This is a genomic window from Kribbella sp. NBC_01484 (assembly GCF_036227145.1).
GTDB lineage: Bacteria > Actinomycetota > Actinomycetes > Propionibacteriales > Kribbellaceae > Kribbella.
This window is the reverse complement of record NZ_CP109437.1, coordinates 5,647,988-5,671,109: the sequence shown is the minus strand read 5'-3', so window position 1 is coordinate 5,671,109 and position 23,122 is coordinate 5,647,988. Positions and strand designations below refer to the sequence as shown.

The window sequence follows — 23,122 nt, the reverse complement described above, 5'->3', positions numbered from 1 at the left end:
AGTCTACCCGAGATCGCCGGCCAGACTTGCCAGTACCGCCGCGTAGTCGTCCAGGTCGCGGGCCTCGGGGATCGGGTTGACGACGGACCAGCGGATGACGCCGGTCCGGTCCACCACGAAGGTGCCGCGGACGGCGCAGCCGCGGTCCGCGTCGAAGACGCCGTACGCCGAGGCGATCGCCCCGTGCGGCCAGAAGTCGCTGAGCAGACCGAACTCGAGCTTCTGCGCGTCGGCGTACGCCCGCAGGGTGTACATCGGGTCGCACGAGATCGCCAGGAACTCGGCCGCCGCGAGCAGTTCCGGCCGGTCTCGCAGCGCGGCCAGCTCACTCGTGCAGACCTGACTGAAGGCGTACGGATAGAAGACCAGTACGACGTCCCGCCGGCCGGCGTAGTCGCTCAGCCGCACCTGCTCGCCGTGCTGGTTGCGGGCAGTGAAGTCCGGTGCCGGGCTGCCGACGGCAGCGGCCACCTCAGCCTCGGCGGCCCGACTTCGGCACCACCAGTTTGGTCGCCGACCAGTCGTCCGTCACGCTCAGCGTGCTCGTCGTGGACAGCCCCGCGACGGGAGCGGCCTCGGCGATGTCGCTCGTCTCGACGTAGCCGTCCCGCCCGACCTTGGGCGTCAGCAGCCAGACGACCCCGCCGGCCTTCAGGTCGGTGAGGATGTCGAAGAAGGCGTCGACCAGGTCTCCGTCGTCCTCGCGGAACCAGAGCAGTACGACGTCCACGACCTCGTCGGTCTCGTCGTCGACGAACGCCTCCCCGGTGATCGCCCGGATCGCATCGCGGAAGTCGTCGTCGCTGTCGTCGTCGTACCCGATCTCCTGAACGACCCAGCCGGCCTCCAGGCCGAGCCGGGACGCCATGTTCGGCACCCCGCTCTTGCCGTCCGCGTGGTCCGCGGTCGCGCTCACGTGTCCTCCTCCGTGGTCCCCGTCTGCCCGGGGGTAGGTTTCAGTAGCGATAGTCCATCGTGACGTACCGCGTCGCGCAAGTATGCACCAGGGATCCGTGACGTGTCCGGTATCCGCGTGGTGGGTACGGACCGTGTCCGCTCACATCACGCGCGGGAGACCGGATTCAGGCCCCTGTGGAAGGCGAAGTAGAACGCATTCCGAACAGGTGACAGGATTGCGGTGAAGACAACCAGAGAGAACGGCAGGACACCGTGGCTTCCGGACACGAACCACCAGCCATCATCACCGAGGGGATGCCCACCCAGCTCCCCGACATCGACCCCGACGAGACGCGCGAGTGGGTCGAATCGCTCGACGCCGTCCTGGACGAACGGGGCAAGGCGCGAGCGCGCTACCTGATGCTCAAGCTGATCGAGCGGGCCCGGGAGCGACAGGTCGGGGTGCCCGCGCTGCGGAGCACCGACTACATCAACTCGATCCCGCCCGAGCGGGAGCCGTGGTTCCCCGGCGACGAGCACATCGAGCGCCGGATCCGGGCCTTCATCCGGTGGAACGCCGCGGTGATGGTGAGCAAGGCCAACCGCAAGGGCCTCGAGGTCGGCGGCCACATCGCCACCTACCAGTCCGCGGCCAGCCTGTACGAGGTCGGTTTCAACCACTTCTTCCGCGGCAAGGACCACCCCGGCGGCGGCGACCAGATCTTCATCCAGGGTCACGCCTCCCCCGGGATGTACGCGCGGGCGTTCCTCGAGGGCCGGCTGTCCGCCGACCAGCTGGACGGTTTCCGCCAGGAGGTGTCCCGCGGTCCGCACAACGGCCTGTCGTCGTACCCGCACCCGCGGTTGATGCCGGACTTCTGGGAGTTCCCGACCGTCTCGATGGGTCTGGCCGCGCTGAACTCGATCTACCAGGCGCGCTTCAACCGGTACCTGCACCACCGCGGCATCAAGGACACCAGCCAGCAGCACGTCTGGGCCTTCCTCGGTGACGGCGAGATGGGTGAGCCGGAGTCGCTCGGCGCGATCGGCCTGGCCGCCCGCGAGGAGCTGGACAACCTCACCTTCGTGATCAACTGCAACCTGCAGCAGCTGGACGGTCCCGTCCGCGGCAACGGCAAGGTGATCCAGGAGCTGGAGGCGTACTTCCGCGGCGCCGGCTGGAACGTCATCAAGGTGATCTGGGGCCGGGAGTGGGACGCGCTGCTCGCGCAGGACCACGACGGCGCCCTGGTGAACAAGATGAACACCACGCCGGACGGTCAGTTCCAGACCTACTCGGTCGAGTCCGGCGAGTACATCCGGAACAACTTCTTCGGCGGCGACCAGCGGCTCCAGCAGATGGTCAGCAACCTGTCCGACGAGGACCTGCGCAAGCTGCCCCGCGGCGGTCACGACTACCGCAAGGTGTACGCCGCCTTCAAGAGCGCGACCGAGCACGTCGGGCAGCCGACGGTGATCCTGGCCCAGACCATCAAGGGCTGGACGATCGAGGCGCTGGAGGGCCGCAACGCGACCCACCAGATGAAGAAGCTGACCTCGGACGACCTGAAGGCGTTCCGCGACCGGCTCTACCTGCCGATCGAGGACTCCGCCCTCGAGGACGCGTACAACCCGCCGTACTTCCACCCCGGCACCGACTCGCCGGAGTACCAGTACATGATGGATCGGCGCCAGCAGCTCGGCGGTTCGCTGCCGCAGCGGCGGGTGGCGCCGAAGACCTCGCTGAAGCTGCCGGGCGACGACGTCTACAAGCCGCTGGCCAAGGGCAGCAACTCGCCGGTGGCGACCACGATGGCGCTGGTCCGGCTGTTCCGCGACCTGATGAAGGACCCGGAGATCGGCCAGCGGATCGTCCCGATCGCCCCGGACGAGTACCGCACGTTCGGCATGGACTCGATGTTCCCGACGGCCAAGATCTACTCGCCGCACGGGCAGCAGTACGAGGCCGTCGACCGCAACCTGCTGCTGTCCTACAAGGAGTCCGAGCAGGGCCAGTTGCTGCACGAGGGCATCAGCGAGGCCGGCGCGATGGGTTCGATGATCGCGGCCGGTACGGCGTACGCGACGCACGGCGAGCCGATGATCCCGTTCTACATCTTCTACTCGATGTTCGGGTTCCAGCGGACCGGTGACTCGCTCTGGGCGCTGGGCGACCAGCTCGGCCGCGGCTTCCTGGTGGGTGCCACCGCCGGCCGTACGACGCTGACCGGTGAGGGACTGCAGCACGCGGACGGCCACTCGCCGCTGCTCGCCTCGACCAACCCGGCGGCGGTGCACTACGACCCGGGCTTCGCCTACGAGGTCGCGCACATCGTGAAGGACGGCCTGCGCCGGATGTACGGCTACGGTCTGGACAAGGACAAGCCGTTCGGCGAGGACGTCTTCTACTACCTCACCGTGTACAACGAGCCGGTCCCGCAGCCGGCCGAGCCGGAGAACCTCGATGTCGCGGCACTGCTCAAGGGCATGTACCGCTTCAACCAGTACGAGACCGCCGAGGGTGACGACGTACCGCGGGTGCAGCTGCTCGGGTCCGGGGTCGCGCTGCCGTGGGTCCGCAAGGCCCAGCAGATCCTCGCCGAGGAGTACTCGGTGGCCGCCGACATCTGGTCGGTCACTTCGTGGAACGAGCTGCGCCGGGACGCCGTGGCGGCCGAGCAGCACAACCTGCTGCACCCGGAGGAGCCGGAGCAGGTGCCGTTCATCACCGAGCAGTTGAAGGACACCCAGGGTCCGGTGGTCGCGGTCAGCGACTTCATGCGCGCGGTGCAGGACCAGATCTCGCGCTGGGTGCCGAACGACTACACCTCGCTCGGGACCGACGGCTGGGGCCTGGCCGACACCCGGGCCGCGGCGCGGCGCCACTTCCAGGTGGACGCCGAGTCGATCGTCGTCGCCACGCTGGAGATCCTGGCCAAGCGCGGGGACGTCAAGCCGGAGGTCGCCGCCGAGGCGGCCCGCAAGTACCGCATCGACGACCCGACCGCGGTCGCCGGCGTCAAGCAGGAGGGCGCCGGCGCCTGACCCGGCCGGCTTCCTGAGGGCCGCTCACCCCACCGGGGTGAGCGGCCCTCGTCTTCGCGGGGAAACTCGGTGGGATCGCCGCCTGGACCGGCCCTACCCTCGGACCATGCCTGATCTCATCGAGCCGACCGTCGAACTGCGGGACTCCTGGTTGGAGTCGTCACGCGAGTGGGGCGACGCGTCCCAGGACGGCGCCGGAGTATGGGAGGCGGACGACCTGACCACGGTCGAAGGGTTCGCCGTGTGGGTCGAGCGGTTGCGCCGGCAGAGCGACGACTCTCGTGCGCTCGCCCCCGATCGGGTGCACGCGACGTACTGGTGGATCGTTGAGGACGGCAACTACCTTGGCGCGATCACGCTCCGGCACGGGTTGACCGACAGGTTGCGCGAGGGCGGCGGTCACATCGGGTACGGCGTCCGTCCGTCGGCACGGGGTCGCGGGCTGGCGGCGTGGGCACTCGGCGAGGTGCTGGACCGAGCCCGCAAGCGCGGCATGGATCGGGTCCTGGTCACCTGCGACGACGACAACACCGCGTCGGCGAAGACGATCGAGCGCAACAGCGGCGTCCTGGAGGACATCCGCGAGACCTGGCTGGGTACCACCCGCCGCTACTGGATCGAGCTCTGACACCCCGTCGATCCGGCGTACGACAAACCTCGTAGGAACGGGCGGGGTAGGTTGCGTAGTCCGTCCGACGCGGCGGGCGGGCCCGGATCCCTAGCGTCGGTGGCATGACTGGCGCAAGCGTTGCTCTGCTCGCGGGGACGGTGTCCACCATCCTCTTCGCGTCGAGCGCGCTGCCGATGGTGATCAAGGCGCTCCGGACCCGCGACCTCAGGTCGTACAGCCCGGCGAACCTCGTCCTGGCCAACGTCGGCAACGCCGTCCACTGCATCTACGTGGTGCACCTGCCGGCGGGGCCGATCTGGGCCCTGCACGGCTTCTACGTCGTGACGTCCGCGCTGATGCTGCTGTGGTGGCTGCGCTACCGCACTGGCCCGCGCGGCGTCGTACCAGACGAGCGGAGGCTCGCATGAACACCATCGTCATCGGCGCCGGACAGGCCGGACTGTCCACCGGCTACCACCTGCGCAAGCTTGGTCAATCCTTCGTCATCCTGGACGGCAACGCCCGGGTCGGCGACCAGTGGCGGGCCCAGTGGGACACCCTCAGGCTCTTCACTCCAGCCAAGTACGACGGCCTGCCCGGACTACCGTTCCCCGGCGAGCGGTGGAACTACCCCGGCAAGGACGAGGTCGCCGACTATCTCGAGTCGTACGCCGCCCACTTCGACCTGCCGATCCGGTCCAGCACCCGGGTGGACACGCTCGAACGCGTGGACGGCCGGTGGGCCGTGGACGTGGGCAGCGAGCGGATCCTGGCCGACAACGTCGTCGTCGCGACCGGAACCTTCGGCCGGACGCCGAGCCTGCCGGACTTCGCGGTCGACCTCGATCCGGCGATCCGGCAACTGCACTCCAGCGAGTACCGCCGGCCGGGGCAGCTGAAGCGCGGACCGGTGCTGGTGGTCGGCGCGTCCCATTCCGGCTGCGACATCGCCTACGAGGTCGCGGAGACGCACAAGACCGTGCTCTGCGGTCGCGACCCCGGACAGCTCCCGATCCGGCCCGGCCAGCGAGGTCAGGGCCTCTTCTGGCCGGTCTTCCTGTTCGTCGGCCGGCACCTGGTCACGCGGAGGTCGCCGATCGCCCGCGCGGCGATGGAGGAACTGCGCTTCCACGGTGGCCCGATGATCAGGGTCAAGCGGGCGGACCTGCTCGCGCGAGGGGTCGAGCGGGTCCACGACCGGGTGACCGGCGTTCAGGACGGCCTGCCGGTGCTGGGCGACGGCCGGGTGCTGGAGGTGGCGAACGTGATCTGGGCCACCGGCTTCCGCCAGGTGTTCGACTGGATCAAGGCCCCGGTCACCGGCGAGGATGGCTGGCCGCGCGAGCTGCGCGGGGTGGCCGCGGACGTCCCCGGCCTGTACTTCTGTGGTCTGTCCTTCCAGTACGCCTTCGCTTCGATGACCCTGCCCGGGGTCGGCCGGGACGCGGCGTACGTCGCCAACCGCATCGCGGCCCGATCCCGCGCCGACCGAAGTCTTGCCGCCGCCTGAGCGCGGCGTGCATGCTCGCGGAGAGGGGCATCTGATGGGGATCGTCGACGATCTGGAGCGGGCCAGGGCGGCGTTCGAACGGCGCGACTGGGCGACCGCCTACGACCGGCTGTCGTCGAACGCCAGCCTGAGCGCCGGCGATCTGGAAACCCTCGCCACCGCGGCGTACCTGGTCGGTGACGTCGACGCCTGCATCCGCGCGCTCCAGCGCGGCTACCGCCTCCAGATCGACGACGGCGACACCTTGGGCGCGGTTCGGTTCGCCTTCTGGCTCGCACTGGTCCTCAACACCAGGGGTGAGGTGGCCATCGGCACCGGCTGGGCGGCCCGCGCAGAGCGGTTGCTGGCGGACCAGCCCGAGGACGTGGTGGAGCGGGGCTACCTGCGGATCCACGACTTCTTCCGGCGCCTGGACCAGGGCGACTTCCCCGGGGCGTTGCGGGCGGGCGAGCAGATCGTCGAGGTGGCGCGCCGGTTCGGCGATCCCGACCTGCTCGCGCAGGGGCTGGTCTGTCAGGGGCGGCTGCTGATGTACTCCGGCCGGGTGCCGGAAGGGCTGGCCCTGCTGGACGAGGCGATGGTCGGGGTCGCCGCGGGTGAACTCTCGCCGATCTTCGCGGGCAACGTGTACTGCGCGATGATCGAAGGCTGCCAGGAGGTGCAGGACTTCGCTCGCGCGTCGGCGTGGACGGCTGCGCTGACCCGCTGGTGCGACACCCAGCCGGACCTGGTCCCGTTCACCGGGCAGTGCGCCGTACATCGAGGTCAGATCCTGCGACTGCACGGCGCCTACGGGGAGGCGTTGGCGGAGTTCGACGACGCGTGCCGTCGCTATGCGGCGTCAGGTGCGCAGACGGCCGCCGGGCTCGCCTTGAGCGAGTGCGGCGACGTACTGCGGATCCGTGGCGAATTCCAGTCGGCCGAGACGGCCTATGACCAGGCGGCGGGGTTCGGCTACGAGCCGCAGCCGGGTCGAGCCCTGCTGTTGCTGGCCCGGGGTCGCGTACCCGGTGCCGTTGCCGCCGTACGGCGGTTGCTGGGTGAGACCGGTGGCGACGTGCACCGGTCGCGGCTGCTCGCGGGAGCGGTGGAGGTGCTGCTCGCTGGTGGGTACCCCGACGAGGCCTCCGCGGCCGCGGCCGAGTTGGCTGCGATCGCCACCGGCTTCGGGTGTGGAGGATTGCGTGCGTCGGCGGCGTACTGCCTGGCCTCGGTGGCGTTGGCGGGTGGCGATCCGGACGACGCGCTGCCCCAGGCCCGGGCGGCGACCCAACAGTGGAGTGGGCTTCAGGCGCCGTACGAGGTCGCGCGGGCGAAGGTGCTGGTCGGACGGTCGTTCCGGCTGCTCGGTGACGAGGACTCCGCGACCGCCGAGCTGACCTCGGCCGCCCGGACCTTCGGCGAGCTCGGCGCGATCCCGGCCCGGCAGGAGGTGGAGCGACTGCTGCACCGCGAGACGGCCGGCGGTCTCACCGGGCGCGAGCTCGAGGTCCTCCGCTTGGTTGCTGCAGGCAACAGCAACACCGAGATCGCCCATCAGCTCGTGCTCAGCGACAAGACCGTCGCCCGTCATCTCACCAACATCTTCGGCAAGCTCGACGTCCCCTCCCGCACCGCCGCGGCCGCCTACGCCCACGACCACGACCTCCTCTGAGATGCAACCACGTCCTTCAAGACAACCTCCAGCGCGCTCACCCGGTTGGTCAGGTCGCGAAGGACTGCTGTTCTCCATCCCGCTCGTCGTGCTGACTTCGATCTGACCGAGACCCGCGGGGGCGGGACTGACTGGGGCAGGCCGAGCGCGACGCCGGTGCCGGCGGGTTGATCATGAGCGAGAAGACGAGCTCGCACAGTTGTGGCAGGACAACCTGCGGGTGCACGAGGATGTCGGGATCCCCAAGCGGGCAACGGCATCCACACCCGTCCAGGCGACGAGGGAGCGTGCAGCTCGACAGGACGTATACGTCCACTGAAGTGGCAACGGCCGGTCACCTGAGCGTGCGTTGCACCATCAGACCCGGACACGTCCTGTCGACCTGTCGCCTGCGGACAAGCCAACTCACGAGTCGACCGACTTCGGGCACGATCCTTGGATGGCGGCCTTGGGCCCCCTGTGAACGTTCATTGAGGCGGACGACCCGACTGCGCCCCGGACGCGCACACCCTGAGCACCTGCACTAAGACGCGAGGCGATGAGCGAGCCAGGCGATCGCGAGAGGCTGGCGATACTCGACCGCGCGATGCCCACCGTCGAAGAGTTCGAAATGCACGTTCTCATCGCGGACCCCGACCTCGGTGAGGGTACGACGGAACGCCTCGGCGCCCAGGTCGAGGAACCACTCGTCGCTCGTGCCGGCGTCGATCCAGATCGCCCGCTGGGACCGGAGTGCCTCGGCGTGGCCGGACGCCATCCGGACCGGATCCCAGCGCAGCCAGCGCGCCCACTCCTCCGGTCGCAGCGCACCCGTCCGGGGATCGAACGGCAGTCGGGGCGTGCCATCCGGGGCAGGCGAGAAGCAGGCCGATACGCCGAGCAGCTCGAGCAACCGCTCGTCTTCGGGCTTGGTGAAGGCGACCCGCTCGGAGAAGTCGCTCCACCACCGCAGGATGTCGCCGTCATACGCGCGCAGGTGGCGGACCGCCCAGAGAAAGTGCGGGATGTACTGCGCCTCGGACAGCGCATCGCCCGAGTGGGTCGCGAAGGCAGCGAACAGGTCCGGCCGCAGCATCGACGTGATCATCGCGCCCAGTCCGCCGCTCGACTTGCCGGCGATCGCCCGATGGTTGCGGTCGGCAACGGTTCGGTACCGGGCGTCGACCCAGGGCACCACCTCGTCACACAGGTACGAGTGATACCGGCCGGTGCCGGGCGAGTCGACGTACTGGCTCCCGCCGTACTTCGTGAACGCGTCGACGTAGACCACGATCATCGGCGGGGCGTCGCCGTGGGCGAACAGGAGGTCGATCAGCTCCGGGACAGGTCGGCGGTACGGCATCCGGTTGCGCCACAGCGGCAGCGTGCCGCCGTACCCGAGGAGCAGGTAGACGACCGGGTAGCGGTCGGTGCCGCCGTCGTACCCGGGTGGTGTGTAGACCCAGATGGGTCGCTGGTGCGGATCGCCCAGCCGGTTGCCACGCAACAGGTGGCTGTCGAGGACTCCTTCGTCGATCCGGCCGGTCAGCTCGAGAACGTCCGGCACAAGCATGGCCTCCTCAAGTGGTTATTTTGAAATCATAGTATATGAATTCGTAGTAGGCTGGCGGGCGTGGCTGAGGACTCGATCGATCGGCATATCGCGTACTGGCGGGACGAGGTGCCGGACCTCGACGACGAGATCGAGGGGATCGTCACGCGGATGCAGATGCTGGTCCGCCATCTGCGGCAACGCCGGGCCGAGGCGCTCGAGGAGCATGGGCTGCGCGCGTGGGAGTACGAAATTCTGTGGCAGTTGCGGGCGGCCGGCCCGCCGTACCGGGTGACGCCGACCGCGTTGGCGGTCGCGCTCGACACGCACCCGGCGACGCTGACCAACCGCCTCGACCGGCTGACCCGCGCGGGGCTGGTGGACCGCAGCCGCGACGAGACCGACCGGCGCAGCGTAGTCGTCGTCCTGACGCAGCAGGGTCAGCGTGCATGGGAGTCGGCGATCGGTTCGCAGGCCGACGCGGAGCACACCCTTCTGTCGCCGCTGTCGGAGCGGGAGCGGCAGACCATGACGAAGCTGCTCCGCAAGGTGGTGCTGGCCGCCGAAGCGGACGGCTCTGAGCTCATGAGGGTGCCGCAGGCCCGGGGCTGAACGCTCTCCAGAGGGACCCGATTCACTCTGGCGAGTGAGGTGTGGACGGAGGGCCACACCGGATGCTCGGAGGGTGAATACGACTGAGCGTCCCGTCCCCCGCTGGGCTTACCGCCTGGCACACGCGATCCCGTTCCTGACGTTGCCGTCCGGGCTGTGGCGGCTCGGGCTGGTCTTCGGATCGTCGATGGGCATGCTCGGCACCGACGGCCAGCCGGCCTACCTCGTCGGTTTCGGCGGGAAGGTGTACGTCGTCTGCCTGACGATCTTCTCCGAACTCGTCGCGCTGACCGCGCTCGGCCTGGTCCAGCGCTGGGGTGAGATCGCGCCCGGGTGGCTCCCGCTCATCGGCGGCCGCCGCGTCCACCCGTACGCCGCCATCGTCCCGGCCGTCCTGGGATCGCTGTCCCTGATCGCCATCTGGACGTTCGCCTTCCGCGACGTGTTCACCGACCACTTCATCCCGTTCTCCAGCCCGGGATGGAAGGCGCTGATGATCACGTGCTACGCCCCGCTGTACTTGTGGGGTCCAGCCCTCCTCGTGGTCACCTGGGCCTACTACCGGCGCCGGGTCAGCGCGCCCGCGGCCGTGGTTTCAGCGCGATAGCCGGCAACGCCGGGGCCGGCAGCGGATCGCCGTCGTACCCGGGCACCAGCGGGAAGCGGTCGTTGCCGTGCGCGGCGATGGCGGACTGCCAGGCGTCGCGGGCGGCGACGATCTCCTCGTGCGAACGGCCGATGAAGTTCCACCACATCACCAACTCCTCCTCGAACGGCTCGCCGCCGAGCAGGAGGAAGCGGACACCGTTGTCGGAGGCAACCAGTTCGACCGACTCCCGGCGATCGCCGAGGTAGGCCATCTCACCGAAGCCCGGTGCCAGGTCCCCGACCGAGAGCGAGCCGTCGACGATCAGTACGGCGTACTCGTTGGACGGCGTCAGCGGCAACGACAACGTGCGGCCGGGGTCGATCGTGATGTCGGCACCGACGAGTGGGGTGTAAGTCGGTGCGGGTGAGGTGACGCCGGCAACCGTGCCGATCATCACGGTGGCATGAGCGCCGTCGAAATCGAGGGCCGGCAGATCGGCGTACGCGTTGAAGGCGGGGGCGACCGTCGTCCGTGCGGAGTCCGGCAGCGCAACCCACAACTGGGCGCCGTGCAGCATCGGCGGCGCGTCCGGCGTCGACACCTCCGAGTGTGCGATGCCGTTGCCGGCGGTCATGATGTTGAGCTCGGCCGGCCGCACGAACGCATGCGACCCGACGCTGTCGCGATGCTCGATCTCACCCTCGAACAACCAGCTGACGGTCTGCAGACTCGTGTGCGGATGCGGCGGGACCAGCATTCCCCGCTCCCCCGGTACGTCGTACGAGTCGACCCGGTGTCTGAGATCGTCCGGTCCGTAGTGGTCGACGAAGCACCACGCCCCGACCATCCGGCGGTCCTTGTTCGGCAACAGGCGCCGTACTTTCGTCGTCCGCCCGAGCACCACCTCGCGCGGCTCCAGCAACTCCAGCGTCGGCCCGTCCCCGTCCCCACACGTGCTGACGACCTCAGCCGGATCCTTCTCCAGATCGCTCATGACGCTGTCCATTCCACGAGTTGCCGCTGATCCCAGGTGTTGATGACGCGGTCGGGAGTGACGCCACAGTCCTCGGCGCGTTCGCAGCCGTAGACCTGCCAGTCGAGCTGGCCGGGAGCGTGGGCGTCGGTGTCGATCGAGAACATGCATCCGGTCTCGACCGCGAGAGACAGCAGACGCTTGGGTGGGTCGAGACGCTCCGGCCGGGAGTTGATCTCGACCGCCGTACCGAACTGGCGGCACGCCTCGAACACCACCTCGGCGTCGAACTCGGACTCCGGCCGGGTGCCGCGGCCGCCGGTGATCAGTCGGCCGGTGCAGTGGCCGAGGATGTCGACGTGCGGATTCGCGATCGCGCGGACCATCCGCTCGGTCATCGGCTCGGCGGCCATCCGCAGCTTGGAGTGCACGCTGGCGACCACGACGTCGAGCCGGGCGAGGATCTCGGTGTCGCTGTCCAGGGAGCCGTCCTCGAGGATGTCCACCTCGATCCCGTTCAGGATGGTGAACCCGTCCAGCTCGTCCTGCAGCCTTTTGTTGAGCTCGGCAACGACCTCGAGTTGCTGCAGGCGGCGCTCGCGGGACAGTCCGTTCGCGACGGTGAGCCGCGGCGAGTGGTCGGTCAGGGCCAGATACTGGTGGCCCAGGCGATGCGCCGTCCGCGCCATCTCCTCGATCGGGCTGCCGCCGTCGGACCACTCCGAGTGCAAGTGCAGATCGGCCTTCAACTCCGCGCGCATCGCCGTACCGGCGGTGGTCAGCGCGCCCGCGGCCTCCTCCAGCTTGACCAGGTACGACGGGGTCGCGCCGTCCATCGCCTCGAGGATGACGGCCTCGGTCTTCGGCCCGATCCCCGGCAACTCGGTCAGCGTCCCGGCTCGGCGGCGGGCGCGCACCTCGGCCGCCGGCAGTGCCGCGATGGTGTCGGCCGCGCGCCGGTACGCCTTGACCCGATGCGTCGGCTGCTGGTCGCGCTCGAGGTAGTACCCGATCGCCCGCAACGCCGCCACCGCGTCAGCAACCCCAGCCTTGTCACTCATGCCGTCCATCATGGCAGTGCGGACGCCCAGGCCATCACAAATGCGTCCGTCGAGACCGCCCACGCCGGGGCCGCGCGCCAGGTCCGCGATTGTGATGGCGTGGCGGTCCGGAGAGCTAAGGTCGGGGCGTGGCACAGCGGACGGCCGAAGCGCATCTCGCGCGAGCGGAGCGGTTGCAGAACGCGACCGGGGCGCTCGCCACTGCGGCCATGGCGGCGATGGAAGCGAACCTGCCGTGGTTCGGGAAGCTGTCCGCCCAGGACCGGTCCTGGATCGGCTTGGTCGCACAGTCCGGCATCACGGCGTTCGTCGAATGGTTCCGCGACCCCGACGCGCACTCGTCGATGCCGACCCGGATCTTCGGCTCGGCGCCGCGGGAGTTCACCCGGGTGATCTCGCTGCACCAGACCGTCGACCTGGTGCGTACCACGATCGAGACGATCGAGGACACCGTCGGCGACCTGCTCCCGGCCGAGGACATCCCGATGGTCCACGGCGCGATCCAGCGCTACGCCCGCGAGGTCGCCTTCGCCGCCGCCACCGTCTACGCACAGGCCGCCGAGATGCGCGGCGCCTGGGACGCGCGACTCGAGGCGCTCGTCGTCGACTCGGTGATCCGCGGCGAGGCGGACGAGTCGGTCCGCTCCCGCGCCTCCGCCCTCGGCTGGTCCGGAGCCGCCGGTACGGCGGGATCCGCGGAGGTCGCCGTCGTGGTCGGGCGGGCCCCGGAAGGGACCACCAACGTGGCCGACGCGGTCCGGCACGCGGCTCGCGAGGCGGGCGCCGACGCGCTGTGTGCGATGCAGGGCGACCGCCTCGTGGTGGTGCTCGGCGGGACGAGCAAACCTGTGGAGATCGTACAAAAACTGGCGCACTTCTTCGGACCCGGACCGATTGTCGTCGGGCCGATCGTGAAAGACCTGATGGCGGCCGTGACGTCGGCTCGGGCGGCCGTCGCCGGGCTCCGCGCGGCACCTGCCTGGCCAGGTGCGCCGCGACCGGTCCAGGCCGACGAACTGCTGCCCGAACGGTCACTCTCCGGAGACGGTCACGCCCGCCGCCAGCTCGCCACCGAGGTGTATGGCCCACTTACCGTAGGCGAAGGAGTACTGCTCGACACGGTTTCGGCGTACCTGGACTCCGGCGGCTCGATCGAGGCGACCGCCCGGGCGATGTTCATCCACGCCAACACCGTCCGGTACCGATTGAAGCGTGTGGGCGATATCACGGGTTACAACCCGCTGGACCCGCGAGACGCTTTCACACTTCGTGTCGCACTGGCCTTGGGCCGCTTGCTCAATCCTGAGCCGGGAAGCTACGTTTTGTAGGATCCCTACAAGTGTTGCCCGGTAGAATTCGTGCTGCTTCCCGGGTCGGAACAGGCCCGCCTGAGGGAGAGTTGTCACGTGCTCGTCATCGTCGCGCCCGGTCAGGGTGCCCAGACCCCAGGATTCCTCGAGCCGTGGCTGGAAGACCCCACCTTCGAGAGCCGGCTCAACTGGCTCTCCGCGGTGGCCGGCCTCGACCTCGCCCACTACGGCACCCAGGCCGACGCCGACACGATCCGGGACACCGCGATCGCGCAGCCGCTGCTGGTCGCGTCCAGCCTGCTGGCCGCGCTGGCGGTGATCCCGCACCCGGCGGACGCCTTCTCCAAGGTCGGCGCCGTCGCGGGGCACAGCGTCGGCGAGATCGCGGCCGCGGCGGGCACCGGCGTACTCACGGCCGAGCAGGCGATGGTGCTGGTCCGCGAGCGCGGGAAGGCGATGGCCGCCGCGGCGACCCAGACCGCGACGTCGATGACCGCCGTTCTCGGCGGCGACCGGGACGAGGTCCTGGCCAAGCTGGCCGAGCACGGCCTGACCCCGGCGAACGACAACGGCCCCGGCCAGATCGTCGCCGCCGGCACGGTCGAGGAACTGGCCGCACTGGCCGCGGACCCGCCGGCCAAGACCCGGCTGATCCCGCTGTCGGTCGCCGGCGCGTTCCACACCCGGCACATGGAGCCCGCGGTCCAGACGCTGGCGAAGTACGCGACCGCGATCAGCACCCACGACCCGCGGACCCGCCTGATCTCGAACCGCGACGGCCAGGTCGTGCACGATGGCCAGGACGTGCTGCGGCGGCTCGTCACGCAGGTCAACGCACCGGTCCGCTGGGATCTGTGCATGCAGACGATGGCCGATCTCCAGGTGACCGGCATCCTCGAGTTGCCGCCGGCCGGCACGCTGACCGGCATCGCGCGCCGGGCGCTGAAGGGCGCCGAGACGTTCGCGCTCAAGACGCCGGACCAGCTCGACGACGCCCGCGCGTTCGTGGACAAGCACGGCAGCCCGTCCGAGATCGACGCCTCGCCGACGTGGCGGCTGCTGGTCGCACCGATGAAGGGCACCTTCACCCGCACCGACCAGGTCCGCCGCGAGTCCGGTGACACCGTCGAGACCGGCGAGGTGGTCGCAAAGGTGAAGAGCCTGCGCGACGAGCTCGACGTGAAGGCCCCGCACGGCGGCATCGTCGTCGAGTGGCTCGTCGAAGAAGGCGACCCGGTCGCCCCCGGTCAGCCGCTGGTCCGCCTGCACCCCAACGGAGGCAGTGCATGATTTCCGCGCCTCCGGCGCGGGGGTCATGGGGCCTTGGCTCCCGGCCTTCCCTCGTCGCTCCAGTCGCTTCGCTCCCTCCGCTCCTCAGTCCAGGCCGGGAGGCCCCATGACCACGATTACTCCTTCGACGGGTACGGCGTACGCGGGGATCCTAGGTATCGGGTCGTATCGGCCGCGGCGCGTCGTACCGAACTCGGAGATCCTCGAGCAGATCGACTCCAGCGACGAGTGGATCCAGACCCGGTCCGGGATCAAGGAACGGCGCTGGGCCAGCGACGACGAGACCGTCCTGATGATGTCGGTGAACGCGGCCAAGGACGCGCTGGCCGAGTCCGGGATCGACCCGGCCCAGATCGGCTGCGTCATCGTCGCCACCGTCACGCACCTGTACCAGACTCCCGCGATCGCGACCCAGGTCGCCGTCGGTGTGGGCGCGCCGACCGCGGCCGCGTTCGACATCTCCGCGGCCTGCGCCGGCTTCTGCTACGGCATCGCGATGGCCAACGACATGGTCCGCGGTGGCAGTGCGAAGTACGTGCTGGCGATCGGGGTCGAGCGACTCAGCGACATCACCGACCGGACCGACCGCGGGACGGCGTTCATTTTCGCCGACGGCGCGGGTGCGGCAGTGGTAGGCCCGACCGACGAGCCGGGCATCGGCCCGGTCGTGTGGGGTTCCGACGGCACGCAGCACAAGGTGATCAGCCAGAAGGAGTCGTGGCAGGAGGCGGCCGGGAGCTACCAGTGGCCGCACCTCACGATGGACGGCAACCCGGTGTTCCGGTGGGCGTCGTTCGAGATGGCGAAGACCGCACAGCAGGCGCTCGACGTGGCCGGCGTGAAGGCCGACGACCTCGACCTGTTCGTGCCGCACCAGGCGAACATGCGGATCACCGACGCGATGCGCCGGGCGCTCAAGCTGCCCGAGCACATCAAGGTGGCCCGCGACATCGAGCGGCAGGGCAACACCTCGGCCGCGTCGATCCCGCTCGCGATCACCGCGATGCGCGAGTCCGGCGAGGCGAAGAGCGGCGACGTCGCGCTGATCATCGGCTTCGGCGCCGGCCTGGTGTACGCCGCGCAAGTGATCCGCCTCCCGTAGCCCATAGTTGTCCGGGGCGGCTCAGGTGGCCGGCCCGGCTGTAGTCAGCCAAGAGAATCCGAAAGGGAAACCGAGAAGATGGCCAGCACCGAAGAGATCCGTTCCAACCTCGCCGAGATCGTGAACGAGATCGCCGGCATCCCGGTCGAGGACGTCCAGCTGGACAAGTCCTTCACCGACGACCTCGACGTCGACTCGCTCTCCATGGTGGAGGTCGTCGTGGCCGCCGAGGAGAAGTTCGACGTGAAGATCCCCGACGACGAGGTGAAGAACCTGAAGACCGTCGGCGACGCGGTCGCGTTCATCGAGCGCGCCCAGAACGGCTGACACCGCCGTACCCGTGCTGGCCGGTGTTCATCGGGCCCAGGTCCGATGAACACCAGCACCGGCGCACCCACCCCTCGCTCCTGTCCCCGATCTCTCGCAAAGGATGAGGTAAAGATGTCGAAGACCCGAGTCGTGATCACCGGGCTCGGAGCCACCACCCCGCTCGGGGGTGACGTGTCCAGCACCTGGGAAGGCCTGCTGGCCGGTCGCTCCGGCGCCCGGCGGCTGACCGAGGATTGGGTGCAGAACCTCGCGGTCCAGATCGCAGCCCCGGCCGCGGTCGATCCGACCGACGTGCTCGAGCGGGTGAAGGCCCGTCGCCTGGACCGGAACGCCCAGCTGGCCGTGGTCGCCGCCCGTGAGGCGTGGGCCGACGCCGGCCTGGCGGACTCCGGACTGGACAAGGAGCGGCTCGGCGTCGCGGTCGCTGCCGGCATCGGCGGCCTGGGCACCACCCTGACGAACTACGACGCGCTGAAGACCAACCCCCGCCGGGTGTCGCCGCTGGCGATCCCGATGCTGATGCCGAACTCGGCCGCGGCGTACGTGAGCCTGGAGTTCGGCGCGAAGGCCGGTGTGCACGCCCCCGTGTCCGCCTGTGCCTCCGGCAACGAGGCGATCGCGCTCGGCCTGGACCAGATCCGGCTCGGCCGCGCAGACGTCGTACTGGCCGGTGGCACCGAGGGCGTGATCATGGCCCTGCCGCTGGCGGCGTTCGGCCAGATGATGGCGCTGAGCAAGCGCAACGACGAGCCGGAGCGCGCCTCCCGTCCGTGGGACGTGGACCGCGACGGCTTCCTACTCGGTGAGGGCGCCGGGGTCCTGGTGCTGGAGTCGTACGAGCACGCGAAGGCGCGGGGCGCGAAGATCTACGCCGAACTGGCCGGAGCGGGGATCTCCGCCGACGGTCACGACATCGCGCAGCCGGACCCGACCGGTTCCGGTGCACGCCGGGCGATGGAGCGGGCGCTGGTCGAGGGCGACCTCACCCCGGCCGACATCTTCCACATCAACGCGCACGCCACCTCGACCCCGCAGGGCGACATCGCGGAGTCGCTGGCGATCCGGCTGGCGCTCGGCAAGGACGCCGACCATGCGGTCGCCACCGCGCCGAAGTCGATGATCGGCCACCTGCTCGGCGCGGCCGGTGCGGTCGAGTCGATCGCGACCGTGCTCGCCCTGCACCACCGGGTGGTGCCGCCGACGATCAACGTGGACAAGCTCGACGACCAGATCGACCTGGACGTCGCGACGGAGCAGCGCAAACTGGCCGACGGGGACCTCGCGGCGCTGAACAACTCGTTCGGCTTCGGTGGCCACAACGCCGCCATCGCCTTCAAGACAGTATGAGCAGCAAGACGGTATGAGCAGCAAGACGGTCTAGCAGCACTCCCAGCAGTTCCCTTCTCCCCCGGAGGACGCCATGACCACCGCCCCCGCAGCACCCGCACCGCCGAAACCCACCAAGCTGCCCCGCGAGCAGGACCCGCGCAACCCGGTCACCCGGCTGACGAACCTGCTCGACCCGGACAGCCTGGAGCTGATCACGCCGGACAACCTGTCCGGGATGATCGCGGCGCGCGGGACGGTCGCGGGGGCACCGGTCATCGCGTTCTGCTCCGACGCCACGGTGATGGGTGGTGCGATGGGCGACGAGGGCTGCGACGTGGTGGTCAAGGCGTACGAGGTCGCGCGGCAGGAGCAGGTGCCGATCATCGGCCTGTGGCACTCCGGTGGCGCCCGGCTGGCCGAGGGCGTGCTCAGCCTGCACGCGGTCGGCAAGATCTTCTACGCGATGACCCAGGCGTCGGGCAAGATCCCGCAGATCTCGGTCGTCCTCGGTCCGGCCGCGGGCGGAGCGGCGTACGGCCCGGCGCTGACCGACATCGTCATCCTCGGTCCCGAGGGCCGCATCTTCGTCACCGGCCCGGACGTGGTCCGCTCGGTCACCGGTGAGGACGTCGATATGCTCCGCCTCGGCGGGCCAGAGCCGCACGGGCGGCGGTCCGGCGTCGTCCACATCACCACCGACTCCGAGGCCGCGGCCATCGAGCGGGCCCGGCAGCTCACGGACCTGCTCGCGAACCAGGGCACGGTCTGCACGGACGTTCCGGACACGGATCTGTCCGGATTCCTGCCGGAGTCGGCCAAGCGTGCGTACGACGTCCATCCGCTGGTCGGAGGGGTGCTCGACGAGGACTCCTCCGTCGAACTGCATCAACGGTGGGCGCCGAACATCGTCACCACGCTCGGCCGGCTCGGTGGGCGGACGGTCGGCGTGATCGCCAACAATCCGCTCCGGCTGGGTGGTTGCCTGGACGCCTTGTCGGCGGAGAAGGCATCGCGGTTCGTCCGGATGTGCGATGCGTTCGGGGTCCCGCTGGTCGTGCTGGTCGACGTACCCGGGTATCTGCCGGGTGTCGGTCAGGAGTGGGACGGCGTCGTACGGCGTGGTGCCAAGCTGCTCCATGCCTTCGCGGAAGCCGTCGTACCGCGGGTGACGCTGGTGACGCGGAAGACGTACGGCGGGGCGTACATCGCGATGAACGCACGATCGCTGGGCGCGACCCGGGTGTTCGCGTGGCCGCGGGCCGAGGTCGCCGTGATGGGTGCGGTGGCCGCGGTTCGGGTCCTGCACCGGCGCAAGCTGGCCGAGGTCGACCCTGAGCTCCGCCCCAAGGTCGAGGCGGAACTCGCCGCCGAACACGAGAAGATCGCCGGCGGCCTCGACCGGGCCCGCGAGATCGGCGTCGTCGACGAGGTCGTCGTTCCTGAACGGACCCGCTCAGCCCTGGCCACCGCCATCGCGAAGGCCGAGTCCACCGGCACGGTCCGCGGACAGCACGGCAACATCCCCCTGTAGCCGCGCCACCCGCCGTGGCCCGCCGGACCAACGGCCGACGCCGGTGTCCCCTGACGCCGGCGGACGCTACAGCCCGGGGCCGATGTCGCCCATTCCGTTGGCCATGCCGCCGTCGGCGATCCGATGAAGCGGACCCGTGATCTTCGCCTCGGAGATGTACTGGGCGCCGCCGCCCTGGGCGAAATAGCCCGAGCTGTAGGGCAGGACCGCCTTGCCCGCCTCCCAGTACGGGACCCGGCGGTTGCCGATGACAACCATGCGGACCTCGGGCTCCTCGCCCTCGTGCAGCCGCGCCGCGTCCTGTGCACAGACCGCGATCCTGCGGGTCCCGTGCTTCGGCTGGTTCCAGACGACGTCTGTGGTCGACGGGCCGTGCTGCGGGTTGAAGAAGCACGGCACCCGACGCACCGGCACCGGCTGACCAGCACTCCGCGCGCGCACGCAGACGATCGCGTACCGCCCGGTGGCGAGCGTGTCCGTGATCGTACTGACGTCGTTCGCCGATCGGAGCTTGGCAAGAGCCTGCTGTGCCGCCTCGTACGCCGCCAGCGCCCGTTGATAGTCGAGCCGCCCGTCCGCGTCCAAGTCGTCCGCCTGCACCCGCTCCCCCAGCCGGGCCAGCTCCTCCCCGAACTCCGTCACGTCCTCCCCGGCCAACCGCTCGATCTGAGCCAGCTCCTCCGAGTCGACCTTCCGGGCGGCCCGCCGTACCAGCAGTTGCCGCCCAGCTCCGACCAACGCCCCACCCGCCAAGACCACGAGGATCCACTCCATCGACCCACCATAGGTCGGACATCCGCCCACGTCAGCGGCGGTTTGGTCACGACGCACGAAGGGCGCGGACCCTGAGGTCCGCGCCCTTCACGTGGTGCGGCCGCTGTTGTGTGACAACCGGGGGTGTCCCGACACCCGGTGGCCCAGCGGCCACGGCCCCTCCCACCCTGGTGAGATGTCTGATGCTCAGTCTCATCGAAAAGTTCGAGAATGTCCTGCCGTTCACAGCTTTCTTCTGAAGTTCTCAGGAACCGTTCAGACGACCTGGTGAAGCCACCGCACCGGCGCACCGTCACCGGCGTACCGGAAGGGCTCCAGCTCGTCGTCCCATGGCCGGCCCAGCAAGCGTTCGACCTCCTCGGTCAGGTCGGCTTCGCCGCTGACCGCCTTCAGCATCGCCGCTTTCAGCCGCTCCTCCGGCACCATGATGTCGCCGTGGATACCGGTGGTGGCGTGGAAGACACCGAGCGCGGGCGTGAACGAGTACCGCTCGCCCTCGACACCGTTGCTCGGCTCCTCGGTCACCTCGAACCGGAGCTTCTGCCATCCACGCAGGGCGGATGCCAGCTTCGCCGCGGTCCCGGCCTCGGCCTGCCACGACAGCTCGGCCCGGTACTGACCCTGGGCCGCGGGCTGCGGCGTCCAGTCCAGTTTCACGGGCACACCAAGGATGCCGCCCGCGGCCCACTCGACATGCGGGCACAACGCTGACGGCACCGTGTGGACGTAAAGAACGCCACGAGTCGTCGCCACCGGGACCTCCTGTGCTCGAGGGGCGCCTTCCCCAGCGTTCTCGAACAACCGTCGTCGATACCCGGCGGTACCAGCATCCCACCGGGCACAACCACACCCCGCGGAACACTGCCTACATCTTGCACCACCGCCCCCTCCAACACCAGCAACCTCGCCGTGTCAACTACATCACCGTCGTGTCGCGATTCTGATCAGGCGGAGGAACGCTGAACCAGGCGCGTCGGCAGGATCAGCGGGGTCGGGCTCTCGCCGGCGCTGAGCCGGCCTACGGGAAGCGGGTGGCCAGCGCGATGCAGGCTCCGGCGGCGGCCAGGGTCAAGAGCATCGCGATGCCGGCGAACCGGGCGGTGACTTCCTTGTCCACCTTGTCGTAGCCGACCGAGGAGCCGATGTCCTTGTAGACGTCCTTCAGCTCGCCCGCGGACTCCGCGGTGTACGCCTTGCCGCCGGTGGTCTCGGCGATGCTGCGCAGCTCGGTCCGGTCCGGTGGGACGCGCTGGCGGATGCCGTCCATCTCGATGAAGCCGGAGTCGGTGCCGAAGCAGATCGTGTAGATCGGCGTGTTCTTCGCCTTCGCCGCCTGGGCGCCCTCCTGCGCGGTCCGGCCGACCGTGCGCTTGCCGTCGGACAGCAGCACGATCCGGGCCGGGGCCGGGTCGTTCGGGTGCGCCGGGTCCGCCGGGACCTGGGTGAGCGCCTGCAGCGAGGTGAAGATGCCTTCACCGGTCGCGGTGGACTCGGCGAGCTCGAGTCCGTCGATCGAACGCAGCACCGTGGCTCGGTCGGTGGTTGGCGGCACGATGATGGACGCCGTACCGGCGAAGTTGACCAGGGCCACGTTGAACTTGGCCGGCAACGAGTTGATGAACTCCTTGGCCGACTCCTTCGCCGCCTCGAGCCGGTTCGGCTCGATGTCGGTGGCCATCATCGACAGCGACACGTCGATCGCGACCACGATGGTGGCCCGCTCCCGCGGCACTTTGACCTCGTCCTTCGGCTGCGCGAACGCAACGATGCAGGCGAGCGCGGCCAGCAACGCCAGCGTGACGGCCAGGTGCCGGCGCCATTGCGGGCGGCGCGGCGCGACCCGGTCCAGCAGGGCGATGTTGGTGAAGCGGAGCGCGTACTGCGCCCGGCGGTGCTGGAGGTAGATGTACCCGGCGACGACGACCGGGATGAGGAGCAGGAACCACAACCTAGCCGGAGACAGGAACTGCATCAGCGAGCCACTCCCTTCGGCGGTTGGTGCAGGCGGGGCGCGACTCGCCGGTAGGCGAGGACGAACCGCACGGTGTCGGCGACCCAATCGCGATCGGTCCGCAAGACCAGATGCCCCGCACCTACCCTACGCAGAGCGGCCCTGGTTCGTTCCCGTTGCGCCAGCGCGGCCACCTCGAACGCTTCCCGGACCTTGCGCCGGCGGGTGTCGATCTCCCGCACCGCCCCCGTCTCCGGGTCACCGATCGTGACGACGCCGATGTTGGGCAGCTCCAGCTCCCGCGGGTCGACGACCTCCACCGCGAGGACCTGGTGCTGCGCGGTGAGCTTGCGCATCGGGCGCTCCCAGGACGGCTCGAGCCGGCTGTCGACCTCGCCGTCCTCGGGCGTGAGGAAGTCGGACACGATCACCCGGAGACCACGCTTGCGCTGCGTCCGGGCCATCGACTCGAGCGCGGCGGCCAGGTCGCTGCGGTGCGCTTCCTCGTCACCGCTGAACTGCTCGGCGAGCAGTGCCCGCAGCAGACCGTAGAGCGCGAGCCGCCCGGACCGCGCCGGCCAGCGCCGCAGTGCCGAGTCGCGCAACATCAGGCCGCCGAACCGGTCCCCCAGCCGGTGGGTCAGGAACCCGACCGTGGCGACGGCCGCGACTGCCAGCTCGCGCTTCTCGAGTTGCGACGTACCGAAGTCCATCGACCCGGACAGGTCGACCAGCGCCCACGTCTCGAGCTCACGGTCCGCGATCAGGTCCCGGACGTGCGGGATCGTGGTCCTGGCGGTCACCGCCCAGTCCATCCGCCGTACGTCGTCGCCGACCTGGTACTCGCGGGCCTCGGCCAGCTCGGTGCCCGGACCGGGCAGCAGGCCCAGGTGCTCTCCGTGCAGATAGCCCTCGAGACGCCGTACGACCGTCAGCTCGAGCCGTCGGAGCGCACGTTCGGGAGCGAGCTGCGAGATCGTCATCGCAGCTCGTGGATCGGGGCGGTTGGGCATCAATGCTCCG

At 69.7% G+C, this 23,122-nt stretch carries 22 protein-coding genes; 13 read left to right on the top strand and 9 right to left on the bottom strand.

Annotated features, from left to right (window positions below; translation table 11 throughout):
• Positions 1-3: 3 nt before the first annotated feature.
• A complete protein-coding gene (locus OG555_RS27905) occupies positions 4-471 on the bottom strand; it encodes a peroxiredoxin (protein WP_329475513.1) in 468 nt (155 codons plus the stop codon).
• A gap of 1 nt (position 472) precedes the next feature.
• Entirely contained in the window at positions 473-916 is a 444-nt protein-coding gene (locus OG555_RS27900) for a DUF3052 domain-containing protein (protein WP_329475512.1), read from the bottom strand.
• Between the two features lie 254 nt (positions 917-1,170).
• On the opposite strand from OG555_RS27900, the gene aceE reads away from it, so the two are divergent.
• The 5 genes from aceE (at position 1,171) to OG555_RS27875 (ending at position 7,716) form a co-directional block, all read left to right on the top strand.
• Positions 1,171-3,942: a pyruvate dehydrogenase (acetyl-transferring), homodimeric type gene (aceE, locus tag OG555_RS27895; protein WP_442914450.1), complete on the top strand. Its 2,772-nt coding sequence runs from the start codon at positions 1,171-1,173 to the stop codon at positions 3,940-3,942.
• 106 nt (positions 3,943-4,048) lie between these two features.
• Entirely contained in the window at positions 4,049-4,570 is a 522-nt protein-coding gene (locus OG555_RS27890; protein WP_329475511.1) for a GNAT family N-acetyltransferase, read from the top strand.
• Between the two features lie 104 nt (positions 4,571-4,674).
• The gene (locus OG555_RS27885; protein ID WP_329475510.1) at positions 4,675-4,980 is read left to right on the top strand and encodes a hypothetical protein; all 306 of its coding nucleotides are present in this window, start codon (positions 4,675-4,677) and stop codon (positions 4,978-4,980) included.
• Entirely contained in the window at positions 4,977-6,062 is a 1,086-nt protein-coding gene (locus tag OG555_RS27880; protein ID WP_329475509.1) for a flavin-containing monooxygenase, read from the top strand. Before OG555_RS27885 ends, OG555_RS27880 begins: the two co-directional genes overlap by 4 nt.
• 34 nt (positions 6,063-6,096) lie before the next feature.
• The gene (locus tag OG555_RS27875; RefSeq protein WP_329475508.1) at positions 6,097-7,716 is read left to right on the top strand and encodes a helix-turn-helix transcriptional regulator; all 1,620 of its coding nucleotides are present in this window, start codon (positions 6,097-6,099) and stop codon (positions 7,714-7,716) included.
• Positions 7,717-8,239: 523 nt separating this feature from the next.
• On the opposite strand, the gene OG555_RS27870 is transcribed toward OG555_RS27875, so the two are convergent.
• On the bottom strand, positions 8,240-9,268 hold the full coding sequence (locus OG555_RS27870) for an alpha/beta hydrolase (RefSeq protein WP_329475507.1): 1,029 nt from the start codon (positions 9,266-9,268) through the stop codon (positions 8,240-8,242).
• A gap of 60 nt (positions 9,269-9,328) precedes the next feature.
• Here OG555_RS27870 and OG555_RS27865 point away from each other — a divergent pair, with 60 nt between their 5' ends.
• Both OG555_RS27865 and OG555_RS27860 read left to right on the top strand, forming a co-directional pair.
• Entirely contained in the window at positions 9,329-9,859 is a 531-nt protein-coding gene (locus OG555_RS27865; protein ID WP_329475506.1) for a MarR family winged helix-turn-helix transcriptional regulator, read from the top strand.
• A 73-nt stretch (positions 9,860-9,932) separates the two neighbouring features.
• Positions 9,933-10,466, top strand: a complete 534-nt coding sequence (locus tag OG555_RS27860) for a hypothetical protein (RefSeq protein ID WP_329475505.1) — start codon at positions 9,933-9,935, stop codon at positions 10,464-10,466.
• Here OG555_RS27860 and OG555_RS27855 read toward each other — a convergent pair.
• Both OG555_RS27855 and OG555_RS27850 read right to left on the bottom strand, forming a co-directional pair.
• Positions 10,432-11,442, bottom strand: a complete 1,011-nt coding sequence (locus OG555_RS27855; protein WP_329475504.1) for a pirin family protein — start codon at positions 11,440-11,442, stop codon at positions 10,432-10,434. The genes OG555_RS27860 and OG555_RS27855 overlap by 35 nt on opposite strands.
• Positions 11,439-12,482 (bottom strand): PHP domain-containing protein, encoded by a 1,044-nt coding sequence (locus OG555_RS27850; protein WP_329475503.1) that lies wholly within the window; start codon positions 12,480-12,482, stop codon positions 11,439-11,441. The genes OG555_RS27855 and OG555_RS27850 overlap by 4 nt, the downstream gene beginning before the upstream one ends.
• A gap of 128 nt (positions 12,483-12,610) precedes the next feature.
• On the opposite strand from OG555_RS27850, the gene OG555_RS27845 reads away from it, so the two are divergent.
• The 6 genes from OG555_RS27845 to OG555_RS27820 all read left to right on the top strand — a co-directional run bounded on the left by OG555_RS27845 (position 12,611) and on the right by OG555_RS27820 (position 19,374).
• Complete coding sequence (locus tag OG555_RS27845; RefSeq protein WP_329475502.1) at positions 12,611-13,810, top strand: PucR family transcriptional regulator; 1,200 nt, start codon at positions 12,611-12,613, stop codon at positions 13,808-13,810.
• 78 nt (positions 13,811-13,888) lie between these two features.
• Positions 13,889-15,082 (top strand): acyltransferase domain-containing protein, encoded by a 1,194-nt coding sequence (locus tag OG555_RS27840; protein WP_329475501.1) that lies wholly within the window; start codon positions 13,889-13,891, stop codon positions 15,080-15,082.
• A gap of 106 nt (positions 15,083-15,188) precedes the next feature.
• A complete protein-coding gene (locus OG555_RS27835) occupies positions 15,189-16,184 on the top strand; it encodes a beta-ketoacyl-ACP synthase III (RefSeq protein ID WP_329475500.1) in 996 nt (331 codons plus the stop codon).
• A gap of 78 nt (positions 16,185-16,262) precedes the next feature.
• The gene (locus tag OG555_RS27830; RefSeq protein ID WP_130446978.1) at positions 16,263-16,511 is read left to right on the top strand and encodes an acyl carrier protein; all 249 of its coding nucleotides are present in this window, start codon (positions 16,263-16,265) and stop codon (positions 16,509-16,511) included.
• Between the two features lie 114 nt (positions 16,512-16,625).
• Entirely contained in the window at positions 16,626-17,861 is a 1,236-nt protein-coding gene (gene fabF, locus OG555_RS27825; protein WP_329475499.1) for a beta-ketoacyl-ACP synthase II, read from the top strand.
• Between the two features lie 73 nt (positions 17,862-17,934).
• Positions 17,935-19,374 carry a carboxyl transferase domain-containing protein gene (locus tag OG555_RS27820; RefSeq protein ID WP_329475498.1) on the top strand — a complete coding sequence of 480 codons (1,440 nt, stop codon included), beginning with the start codon at positions 17,935-17,937 and terminating at the stop codon, positions 19,372-19,374.
• 66 nt (positions 19,375-19,440) lie between these two features.
• Here the strand turns inward: OG555_RS27820 and OG555_RS27815 are convergent, their stop codons facing one another.
• From OG555_RS27815 to OG555_RS27800, 4 genes are all read right to left on the bottom strand, one after another.
• Positions 19,441-20,148, bottom strand: coding sequence for a hypothetical protein (locus tag OG555_RS27815; protein ID WP_329475497.1), 708 nt, complete (start codon positions 20,146-20,148; stop codon positions 19,441-19,443).
• Between the two features lie 255 nt (positions 20,149-20,403).
• Positions 20,404-20,901, bottom strand: coding sequence for a DUF3145 domain-containing protein (locus OG555_RS27810; RefSeq protein ID WP_329475496.1), 498 nt, complete (start codon positions 20,899-20,901; stop codon positions 20,404-20,406).
• Positions 20,902-21,166: 265 nt separating this feature from the next.
• Complete coding sequence (locus OG555_RS27805) at positions 21,167-22,120, bottom strand: VWA domain-containing protein (RefSeq protein ID WP_329475495.1); 954 nt, start codon at positions 22,118-22,120, stop codon at positions 21,167-21,169.
• Positions 22,120-23,082, bottom strand: a complete 963-nt coding sequence (locus OG555_RS27800; RefSeq protein ID WP_329475494.1) for a DUF58 domain-containing protein — start codon at positions 23,080-23,082, stop codon at positions 22,120-22,122. Before OG555_RS27800 ends, OG555_RS27805 begins: the two co-directional genes overlap by 1 nt.
• Positions 23,083-23,122: the final 40 nt, after the last annotated feature.

Coding starts and splice junctions, on each gene's coding strand:
- OG555_RS27855 (WP_329475504.1), bottom strand. CDS start 11,442: ATGAGCGATCTGGAGAAGGATCCGGCTGAGGTCGTCAGCACGTGTGGG.
- fabF (WP_329475499.1), top strand. CDS start 16,626: ATGTCGAAGACCCGAGTCGTGATCACCGGGCTCGGAGCCACCACCCCG.
- OG555_RS27800 (WP_329475494.1), bottom strand. CDS start 23,082: ATGACGATCTCGCAGCTCGCTCCCGAACGTGCGCTCCGACGGCTCGAG.
- OG555_RS27850 (WP_329475503.1), bottom strand. CDS start 12,482: ATGAGTGACAAGGCTGGGGTTGCTGACGCGGTGGCGGCGTTGCGGGCG.
- OG555_RS27870 (WP_329475507.1), bottom strand. CDS start 9,268: ATGCTTGTGCCGGACGTTCTCGAGCTGACCGGCCGGATCGACGAAGGA.
- OG555_RS27830 (WP_130446978.1), top strand. CDS start 16,263: ATGGCCAGCACCGAAGAGATCCGTTCCAACCTCGCCGAGATCGTGAAC.
- OG555_RS27805 (WP_329475495.1), bottom strand. CDS start 22,120: ATGCAGTTCCTGTCTCCGGCTAGGTTGTGGTTCCTGCTCCTCATCCCG.
- OG555_RS27885 (WP_329475510.1), top strand. CDS start 4,675: ATGACTGGCGCAAGCGTTGCTCTGCTCGCGGGGACGGTGTCCACCATC.
- OG555_RS27815 (WP_329475497.1), bottom strand. CDS start 20,148: ATGGAGTGGATCCTCGTGGTCTTGGCGGGTGGGGCGTTGGTCGGAGCT.
- OG555_RS27875 (WP_329475508.1), top strand. CDS start 6,097: ATGGGGATCGTCGACGATCTGGAGCGGGCCAGGGCGGCGTTCGAACGG.
- OG555_RS27820 (WP_329475498.1), top strand. CDS start 17,935: ATGACCACCGCCCCCGCAGCACCCGCACCGCCGAAACCCACCAAGCTG.
- OG555_RS27890 (WP_329475511.1), top strand. CDS start 4,049: ATGCCTGATCTCATCGAGCCGACCGTCGAACTGCGGGACTCCTGGTTG.
- OG555_RS27835 (WP_329475500.1), top strand. CDS start 15,189: ATGACCACGATTACTCCTTCGACGGGTACGGCGTACGCGGGGATCCTA.
- OG555_RS27880 (WP_329475509.1), top strand. CDS start 4,977: ATGAACACCATCGTCATCGGCGCCGGACAGGCCGGACTGTCCACCGGC.